The sequence below is a fragment of the Pseudonocardia pini genome (assembly GCF_013870575.1).
GTDB lineage: Bacteria > Actinomycetota > Actinomycetes > Mycobacteriales > Pseudonocardiaceae > Pseudonocardia > Pseudonocardia pini.
In genome coordinates this window covers 1-6,016 of the sequence record NZ_JACBXB010000318.1, presented here as the reverse complement: position 1 = coordinate 6,016, position 6,016 = coordinate 1, and the positions used below count along the sequence as shown (strand labels likewise).

The 6,016-nt window shown below is 73.1% G+C and carries 6 protein-coding genes; 4 read left to right on the top strand and 2 right to left on the bottom strand.

What is annotated here, in order from left to right; translation table 11 throughout:
- On the bottom strand, window positions 1-837 hold an 837-nt coding region (locus H5J29_RS18125; RefSeq protein ID WP_181782140.1), incomplete at its 3' end, for a serine/threonine-protein kinase.
- Window positions 838-913: 76 nt separating this feature from the next.
- Between H5J29_RS18125 and H5J29_RS18120 the strand changes: the two genes are divergently transcribed.
- From H5J29_RS18120 to H5J29_RS35200, 3 genes are all read left to right on the top strand, one after another.
- Window positions 914-2,923: a M3 family metallopeptidase gene (locus H5J29_RS18120; RefSeq protein ID WP_376768545.1), complete on the top strand. Its 2,010-nt coding sequence runs from the start codon at window positions 914-916 to the stop codon at window positions 2,921-2,923.
- Between the two features lie 361 nt (window positions 2,924-3,284).
- On the top strand, window positions 3,285-4,205 hold the full coding sequence (locus H5J29_RS18115) for an MsnO8 family LLM class oxidoreductase (RefSeq protein WP_181782138.1): 921 nt from the start codon (window positions 3,285-3,287) through the stop codon (window positions 4,203-4,205).
- 182 nt (window positions 4,206-4,387) lie between these two features.
- On the top strand, window positions 4,388-4,927 hold the full coding sequence (locus H5J29_RS35200) for a histidine phosphatase family protein (RefSeq protein WP_376768544.1): 540 nt from the start codon (window positions 4,388-4,390) through the stop codon (window positions 4,925-4,927).
- A 54-nt stretch (window positions 4,928-4,981) separates the two neighbouring features.
- Here the strand turns inward: H5J29_RS35200 and H5J29_RS18100 are convergent, their stop codons facing one another.
- Window positions 4,982-5,452: an SRPBCC family protein gene (locus H5J29_RS18100; protein ID WP_181782135.1), complete on the bottom strand. Its 471-nt coding sequence runs from the start codon at window positions 5,450-5,452 to the stop codon at window positions 4,982-4,984.
- A gap of 40 nt (window positions 5,453-5,492) precedes the next feature.
- Here H5J29_RS18100 and H5J29_RS18095 point away from each other — a divergent pair.
- A partial coding sequence (locus tag H5J29_RS18095) for an FMN-dependent NADH-azoreductase (RefSeq protein WP_181782134.1) occupies window positions 5,493-6,016 on the top strand: 524 nt, incomplete at its 3' end.

The following is a 6,016-nucleotide window of genomic DNA, read 5'->3' as shown; positions in this document are numbered from 1 at the left end:
GATCACCGCCGGTGCGACGACGGAGGGAGCCCGGAGCGCCTCCGCGGCGAGCCGCGCGAAGGCCCCGGCCGTCGGCACCCGCTGCACGGGGTCCTTGGCCATCCCGGCCGCGACGACGGCGTCGAACGGCTGCAGCCGCGGGTCCCGCGCGCTGGGCCGCGGGATCGGGGCGTGCACGTGCGCGGCGATCACCGCGGCCGCCGTCGCGCCCGAGTACGGCCGCTCACCGGTCAGGCACTCGTGGAGCAGACAGGCGAGGGAGTAGACGTCGCTGCGGTGGTCCTCGCCGGTCCCGGTGATCCGCTCCGGGGCGAGGTAGCCCGCCGTGCCCACCACGCCGTTCGCAGTGGTCAGCACGGTCTCGGAGGCCAGCGAACGGACGATCCCGAAGTCCACCAGGTACACGAAGTCGCCCGCGGCGAGCAGCGTGTTCGACGGCTTGACGTCCCGGTGGACCAGCCCCGCCGCGTGCGCCGCGTCGAGCGCCGACGCGAGCTGCTCGACGATCCGGACCGCCGCCGCGGGCGCGAGCGGTCCCTGCTCGCGCAGCCGGGCCCCGAGGTCCTCGCCCTCGACGAACCGCATGTCCAGGAACAGCGCGCCGTCGATCTCGCCGTAGTCGTGGATCGGGATCACGGTGGGGGCGTTGAGCTGCGCGGCGAGCTCGCACTCGCGGCGGAACCGAGCCTCGAACTCGGCGTTCCCGGAGTGCTCGGCCCCGAGCCGCTTCAGCGCGACGACCCGCTTGCGCCGGGTGTCGAAGGCACGCCAGACCTCGCCCATGCCCCCGCGGCCGACCAGCTCGTCGAGCCGGTAGGGCCCGAACGTCTCGGCCACCCATGTCCCTTTCGCACCGATCTTCGACGCTAGCGGATCACTCACCGTGCCGACTCGGTAGAGCTACGGTGAGGTGGTGACGAACCCGTTCCTCGCGCCGAGCACGCTCCCGTACGGCCTCCCGGACTTCGCCGCCATCACCGACGAGCACTATCTGCCGGCCTTCGAGGCCGGGATGGCGGAGCAGCGGGCGGAGATCGAGGCGATCGTCGCATCCGGGGAACCGACGTTCGCGAACACGATCGAGGCCCTCGAGCTCTCCGGTCGCACGCTGGACCGGGTCTCGCGCGTGTTCTTCAGCCGCGCGGGTGCGGACACCACGCCGCGGATCGAGGAGGTCCGGGCCGCCGTCGCACCGATCCTCGCGGCGCACGCGGACGAGATCTCGCTGGACCCGCGGCTGTTCGGCCGGATCTCGGCGGTGCACGCGGATCGCGAGGGGCTCGATCCCGAGTCGAAGCGCCTCGTCGAGCGCTACTTCACCGACGCCGTCCGGGCCGGTGCTCAGCTCGGCGAGGCGGAGCAGGAGCGGCTCAAGGCGCTCAACGCGGAGCTGTCCTCGCTGTCCACCACCTTCTCGACCCGCCTGCTCGGCGGCGCGAACGCCGCGGCGGTGCACGTCCACGACGTCGCCGAGCTGGACGGGATGTCCCCCGGCGCGATCTCGGCCGCGGCCGCGGCGGCCTCCTCCCGCGGGCACGGGAGCGGGTTCCTGCTCACGCTGGTGCTGCCGACCGGTCAGCCCGTGCTGGGCTCGCTGACGGACCGTGACCTGCGCCGGGAGGTGTTCGAGGCCTCGGTCGGGCGCGGCGCGTCCGGGGACTTCGACACCCGGGACGTCGTCGTGCGGATCACCGCGCTGCGGGCCGAACGGGCCAGGCTGCTCGGCTACCCGACGCACGCCGCGTACGTCATCGAGGACTCCACGGCCGGCTCGGTCGACGCCGTCGCGGCCATGCTCGCCGACCTCGCCCCGCCCGCGATGCGCAACGCGGACGAGGAGGCGGCCGAGCTCGCCGAGACCGCCGGGCACGTGCTGGAGCCGTGGGACTGGACGTTCACCGCCGAGCAGGTGCGGCGCGAGCGGTTCGAGGTCGACGCCGCCGTGCTGCGGCAGTACCTGGAGCTGGAGTCGGTGCTGGAGCACGGTGTGTTCCACGCGGCGGAGGAGCTCTACGGCATCCAGCTGCACCCGCGCCACGACCTGGTCGGCTACCACCCGGACGTCCGGTTCTGGGAGGTGTTCGACGCGGACGGCACGCCGCTGGGGCTGTTCGGCGGCGACTACTACGCGCGGGAGTCGAAGCGCGGCGGCGCGTGGATGAACGCGCTGGTCGGGCAGTCCTTCCTCCTGGACGAGCGGCCGGTGGTGATGAACACGCTCAACATCACCAAGCCTGCCGAGGGTGAGCCGACGCTGCTCACGATCGACGAGGTCCGCACGCTGTTCCACGAGTTCGGGCACGCGCTGCACGGGCTGTTCTCCGCGGTCCGGTACCCGACGTTCTCCGGGACCTCCGTGCCGCGGGACTTCGTGGAGTTCCCGTCGCAGGTCAACGAGATGTGGCTGGAGCGGCCGGAGATCCTCGGGCGGTACGCGAAGCACTGGGAGACCGGTGAGCTGCTGCCGGCGCCGTTGCTCGAGAAGCTGCTCGCCAGCAGGTCGTACGGTGAGGGGTTCCGGACGACCGAGTACCTCGCGGCCTCGCTGCTGGACCAGGCCTGGCACACCCTCACCGTGGACGACCAGGTCACCGACGTCCTGGAGTTCGAGGCCGAGGCCCTGCGCAAGGCCGGGATAGCGCACCCGCTGATCCCGCCGCGGTACCGGAGCACCTACTTCAACCACGTCTTCGCGGGTGGGTACTCGGCGGGCTACTACTCCTACATCTGGTCCGAGGTGCTCGACGCCGACACCGTCCAGTGGTTCGAGGAGAACGGCGGGCTCCGCAGGGAGAACGGCGACCGCTTCCGCCGCGAGCTCCTCTCGCGCGGCGGCGCGGTCGACGCCATGGAGGCCTACCGCAACTTCCGAGGCCGCAACCCCGAGATCCGCCCCCTCCTGGAACGCCGCAACCTCACCTGACCGTGCAATGGGCGTCGCCCAGAACCCCGCGAGTCCCACACTTTCGACGCGCGAGTCGGACAAGCCCCGCGAGTCCCGCAGTTTCGACGCGCGAGTCGGACATGTCCCCCGAGTCCCGCGGTTTCGCCGTGCGAGGTCCCTGCTGAAGTCGCGAGTCGCGTTGTCGGACAACGCGAGTCGTCCTTCGTACGCCCGCGCGTCGTCGTCTCAACTCGCACGGTCGCCTTCGAGCGTGGGCGAGTCGTCCCCGGGGGCCCGAATCGGGCTTTGCAGGATTGCTAGTCGCGTCGGACGTCAGGGCTGACTCGCGGGCCCTCCGACCACCCGGAATCCGGGGCAGCTCCGCGGCGTTGCGGCGTGTGTGCGCCTCTCCCTCCTCGATCGCAGCCGGACGAGGTCGGGCGAACCGGATTCCGCCGCCGTCGTCGGCACCGTGGAGCGGGCTCGACGCGCCGAGCAGCTCGGCTACCAGCGGTTCTGGGTCGCGGAGCACCATGCCGTCCCCGGCATCGCCTCGGGTGCGCCGACGGTGCTCATGGCGTCCGTCGCCGCCGCCACCGACCGGATCCGTGTGGGATCCGGCGGGGTGATGCTGCCCAACCACCAGCCGATCGTCGTGGCCGAGCAGGTCGGGGTGCTGGCGGCGCTGCACCCGGGCCGGATCGATCTCGGTGTGGGCCGGTCGCTCGGCTTCACCGCCCCCGTCCGCCGCGCCTTGCGCAGCGACGATCGTGACACCTTCCGCGAGGACCTCGACGAGCTCCGCGCCTACCTCGACGGCACCGCGACCGTCACCGCCCGCCCGCGGCTCGACGAGCCCGTGCCGCTGTTCGTGCTGGCCACGGGCAAGGGACTGGCGGTGGCGGGGGATCTCGGGCTCCCGGTCGTCGTCGGCGGGCCGGTGCTCGACGACCCCGCCGCCCTCGCGGACTACCGAGCGCGTGCCGGGACCGCCGCCCACGTCGTCGTGTCGGTGGATGTCCTGGTCGGCGATCCGGAGCTCGTCCTCCCCGAGGCCTGGGCGCTGGCCGCCTCCCGGATCACCGGTGAGTTCCCGCCGCTGGAGGCCCCGGACCCGCACCGGCGCCTGACCGACCGGCAGCGCACGTCCGTCGAACGCGCCCTGGCCCGCACGATCGTCGGGGACGAGGCGACCGTCTCGACCCGGCTCGACGATCTCCTCACCCGTACCGCCGCCGACGAGCTGCTGGTCACCTCCTCGACCTGGGACCGCACCGCCCTCGCCGAATCCGACGCCCGCCTCGCCGGCCTGTTCCACTGAGCCGGCCTCTCGGGGGCGCAGGACCTCGGAGGAGACGACGGGCGCGCGCTGCGTGGGCGACTCGCGCAGTCTGAGCGGGCGACGCGTGCACCTCCAGAAGGCGACCAGCGGGCCGCAGTGTCCGACTGGCGGGCCTTGTCGTCCGACTCGCGCGTCGAGAGTGTGGGACTCGCGCGTCGAGAGTGAGGGACTCGCGGGCCTTGTCCGACTCGCGCGGCGACAGTGGGGGACTTGCGGGTCAGGGGGTGCGGCGGCGGTGGAGGAGGAGCATCGCGCCGCCTGCGAGGAGGCCCCAGAAGGCCGAGCCGATGCCGAGGAAGGAGATGCCCGCCGCCGTCGACCCCGCGCTCGCCGGGCTCGACCACGGTCGCTGGGCGGGCCGGACCCTCGACGAGGTCGCCACCGCCGAGCCGGACGAGGTGACCCGCTGGCTCACCGACCCGGAGTCCACCCCGCACGGCGGGGAGTCCATGGCGGACTTCGTGTCCCGGGTCGGGGGATGGCTGCGCTCGCTGCCGAACCTGCCTCGGGGGCTGCTCGCCGTCGTCGACCCGGCGGTGGTCCGGGCGGCGCTCGCGCACACCCTCGGCGCCCCCGCCACCGCGGTCTGGCGGGTGGACGTGGACCCGCTCTCGGTCACCGTGCTGGTGGGCGAGGCGGGCCGGTGGAACCTCCGCGAGCTCCGCACCGGCCCGAACCGCCACAACGGGTCTCCCCCGTGACCGGGCGAGACCGCCCGCCTCGACCGACACCGGCTGCCACTCGTTCCACCGCGGTCACAGTCCTCGTCGGACGGTCCGGTCGAGGATCCCCAGCGTGGCCTTCAGCGACGGCTCGGAGATGATCGGGAAGATGCCGCGGGCCCGCCACTCCGGGTGGATCTCCGACCAGTCGTAGTACTGCGTGACCAGCGTGCCCTTCTCGACGGGCTCGAGCCGGTAGCCGTAGACGTGCCCGATCTGCGGGCGCATCCGGCCGAGGATGCTCCAGGCGATCTCGCGGTCCTGCTCGTAGGTGGTGATCGTGACGGTCACGTCGTACTCCCCCATCTCGGGGATGTCACCGAGCGCCTCCCGGTCCATGTGCACCACGAAGCCGTCCCCGACCGCGGAGACCGGGTCGCCGGTCGCGTCCATGAGCATGCCGGAGGCGTCGATCGCGACGTGGCCCTGCGGGTCGCGCAACACGGCGAAGATCGCCGCCGGGTCCGCGGGGATGGTGCGGGACACCTCGATGCGCTCGCTCATGACCGGGACTCTGCCGGCCTCCCGGGTAGCGTGCAGTCTCGTGCCGAACCTGTTGCACCTCGACTCCTCCGCCGACCTGCGCCACTCGCGCACCCGGGCGATCACCGCGACCTTCGCCGAGGCCTGGCGCACCGCCGGGCCGGACAACCTGCTCACCCGCCGCGACCTGCACCGCGACCCGCTCCCCCACCTGGCCGACGCCGACCTGCACTGGCCGCCGCGCCTGCGCCCGGCCGACGCGGCGCCGCCCGCGGAGGCCGAGACGCTGCAGCGGGAGCTGATCGAGGAGCTGCTGGCCGCCGACGTCCTGCTGGTCGGCGCGCCGCTCTACAACTACTCGGTGCCGTCCACGCTCAAGGCCTGGCTGGACAACGTCCACGTGCCCGGCGTGACCGCGCCGTTCGACGGGCCGACCCAGCCGCTCGCGGGCAGGCCCGCGATCGTCGTCACCAGCCAGGGCGCCGTCTACGACGAGGGCACCCCCACCGCGGGCTGGGACCACGAGGTCCCCATGCTGCGGCTCCTGCTCGGCACGGCGCTGGGCATGGCGGTCACGGTCGTGAC